The organism is Microcystis sp. LE19-10.1B (genome assembly GCF_027530565.1).
GTDB lineage: Bacteria > Cyanobacteriota > Cyanobacteriia > Cyanobacteriales > Microcystaceae > Microcystis > Microcystis aeruginosa.
In genome coordinates this window covers 1-2,793 of record NZ_JAPZQM010000343.1, presented here as the reverse complement: position 1 = coordinate 2,793, position 2,793 = coordinate 1, and the positions used below count along the sequence as shown (strand labels likewise).

The 2,793-nt window shown below is 40.1% G+C and carries 3 protein-coding genes; 1 reads left to right on the top strand and 2 read right to left on the bottom strand.

Going from position 1 to position 2,793, the window contains the following annotated elements; genetic code table 11:
• Nucleotides 1-34: 34 nt before the first annotated feature.
• Complete coding sequence (locus tag O9332_RS12310) at nt 35-976, bottom strand: hypothetical protein (protein ID WP_288025786.1); 942 nt, start codon at nt 974-976, stop codon at nt 35-37.
• A gap of 162 nt (nt 977-1,138) precedes the next feature.
• Nucleotides 1,139-1,681 (bottom strand): NUDIX hydrolase, encoded by a 543-nt coding sequence (locus O9332_RS12305; RefSeq protein WP_002798619.1) that lies wholly within the window; start codon nt 1,679-1,681, stop codon nt 1,139-1,141.
• Between the two features lie 107 nt (nt 1,682-1,788).
• On the opposite strand from O9332_RS12305, the gene ylqF reads away from it, so the two are divergent.
• A complete protein-coding gene (ylqF, locus tag O9332_RS12300; protein ID WP_004159443.1) occupies nt 1,789-2,628 on the top strand; it encodes a ribosome biogenesis GTPase YlqF in 840 nt (279 codons plus the stop codon).
• Nucleotides 2,629-2,793: the final 165 nt, after the last annotated feature.

Sequence of the window (2,793 nt, the reverse complement as noted above, 5' to 3'; positions counted from 1 at the left end):
CACACCCCACACCCCACACCCCACACCCCACTTCCTATAGATAGTTAAGTTTTTGAGCGATTAGAGGTAAAGCAAGAGCGATAGCAACACTAACAATCATACCGATAAAAGCTTTCAAGGCATCCCCTAAAACCAATTTACCCGTGGCGGCTAAATTAGGGGTTTCTCTGGTTAAAGTCAGAGAAATTTCTCGACCTCCTAATAAACCTAAAAATACCCAAGTGGTACTCATGGGAATATGATTATAGCCAACAAAAAAGAGTAAAATTAAGCCATAAATTAAGTTAATAATTGTTGCAGAACGCGGATCATGGGCGTTAGTTTTGCTAGTGACAATTTTCTCGATTTGACCACCATGATTAATAAAAATGATGGTTTGCAGGAGTAGCATAACTGTTAGAGATAAAACTAACCATGTTGCTGCCAACTTTCTGGGAAGATAGGCGAAAATATTAGCAAAATCTTGCATTAACCATTGACTCCAGAGAAACCCGGTGGATAACCACTGTAAAACTACCCAGATTTTTTGAGGTTCTTTATTAACTGTTTCTAGGAAAAAGTTTTCTAATCGATAAATAATTCGATAGATGACTAACCCCACTATAACAGCAAGAGCATAACCCCAAGCGGATTTAACTAACATTTCATCTAGAGATTGGGGAGCAAAAACTGTTAAAACCAAAAAGGTTGTACTCACAGGTATTCCCCAAGTGGTGAGAATTAAAATTGCTAAGGGAGGAACGATATAAATCCAAGTAAAAGTTTCTGGGAAGGGAATCATTTCTAGTCGATTATAAGCCACATCTCCCTGATTAATATACCAACCAGCGATAAAAATCGAGGCTAAGATTATACTGGTGTACAGCCATAAAATCCACCAGGGACGTTCTTCATTGGCACTTAAAAAAGTCCCTAAAGTTTGTAGGGAATCGTTGGCAACAATCGCATAAGCTGATAGGATAAAGCCAGCAATCATCAAAAAATTACTCATAGACAAGTGAAAAAAAAATAAAACTTAAAGTAATACAAATCCCGTTCAAACAGTAGAGAAAAGCGCAGAGGTAGGAGAGCGGGAAGTGGGGAAGTGGGAATAAACGAAAACTTCCTACCTCCCCATTAATATAACTGCTATAACTCCTTAATTTTGCTTTAAAAAATCCCTCGCTAGATAGAAAGCAGCTAAACTACCAGAGACGGTAATTTCCTGTGGATTAATTTCCTGTAAAGGTCGAAGAATAACTTCAATTTCCTCGGTAATATCTAACTTTTGTTGACCTGTGGGAGTAGCATTAAGAGCCAAAAAAATATGAATTCTGTTAGTATCTTTAACGGGATTATCGTACAAAACAGCCAGAGGTATTAGAGAATCACTTTGATAACCGGTTTCCTCCTCGAATTCCCGACGCGCTGCCGCAGTAATATCATCTTCACCCGCATCTACTGCTCCGGCAGGAAATTCCAATAAAATTTCCTTAACTCCGTGACGATATTGACGGACAAAAACCAATTGATTATCCCCAGTAACTGGAACAACTAAAACAATTTCAGGACGAATATTAACGAAATAATCATCGATAACTTGTCCGGAGGATAACTTCACCGCGTCTTGACGGACTTGACACCAACGATTATGAAAAACTAGCTCGGATTTAATAATTTGCCATTTTTTTAAATTAGTCATCGACAATCCTGTTATAATTGCAGTGAAATTACTAAACTTTTTCTCAGATAATTATAGCTATCTAGGGACTATTCCTGATAAGATTTAATTTTATACTCCCATCTCCCATGTCGTTAATTCAATGGTATCCCGGTCATATTGCCAAAGCGGAAAGAAAACTCAAGGAACATCTTAAACTCGTGGATGTGGTCTTAGAAGTGCGCGATGCTCGCATTCCCTTAGCTTCCCATCATCCGCAGGTGGACGATTGGATTGGCAATAAACCGCGCTTGTTAATCTTAAATCGTCTCGATATGATTCCCGAATCTGCCCAGCAACAATGGGTAACATGGTTTAAAAGTCAAGGAAAAACCGTCTATTTTACTAACGCTAAACAGGGAGAAAGAGTTAAAGCAATTATCAAAGCGGCGGAAAAAATTGGCGATGAAATTAACCAAAAACGTCAACTAAGAGGAATGTTACCGCGTCCAGTGCGGGCTGTGGTGATCGGGTTTCCCAATGTGGGCAAATCTGCCCTGATTAACCGTTTATTAGGGCGAAAAGTCGTCGCCAGCGCCCGCAGGGCCGGAGTAACGCGACAATTACAATGGGTACGAATTTCCGACACCTTAGAACTATTAGATGCGCCGGGGGTGATTCCTTCCCGTTTAGATAATCAAAGGGATGCGGTGAAATTAGCTATCTGTGAGGATATTGGCGATGCTGGTTATGATAACCAAAGGATAGCGGCGGCTTTTGTCGATTTATTAAGAGAATTACAGTATGAAGGACTTTTAGAATCTCGTTATGGGTTGAATACTCTAGACATGACCGGGGAAGATTTTATCGAAAAATTGGCCAATCTCAAATATCAAGAAGATAAAGAAAGGGCAGCCATGCAGTTACTCAATGATTTTCGTAAGGGAATAATCGGGGCTATACCCTTAGAATTGCCCCCTTCCTCTTGAAATCGCCTGTTTTTAACTCAATAGTTAGGGTCTGCTGAAAAAGTTTTTCCTAGGGGCAGGGTGTAGGGTGTAGGGTGTGGGGTGTGGGGTTTTACCGATTTTGAGGGGGTCAATTACCTAATTTTCAGGGAAAAAGTAGCTGAATTTCCCCCTGATCACTCCCAT

Excerpts from the sequence above, each read along its gene's own strand:
- O9332_RS12310 (WP_288025786.1), bottom strand. The coding sequence starts at position 976 with ATGATTGCTGGCTTTATCCTATCAGCTTATGCGATTGTTGCCAACGAT.
- O9332_RS12305 (WP_002798619.1), bottom strand. The coding sequence starts at position 1,681 with ATGACTAATTTAAAAAAATGGCAAATTATTAAATCCGAGCTAGTTTTT.
- ylqF (WP_004159443.1), top strand. The coding sequence starts at position 1,789 with ATGTCGTTAATTCAATGGTATCCCGGTCATATTGCCAAAGCGGAAAGA.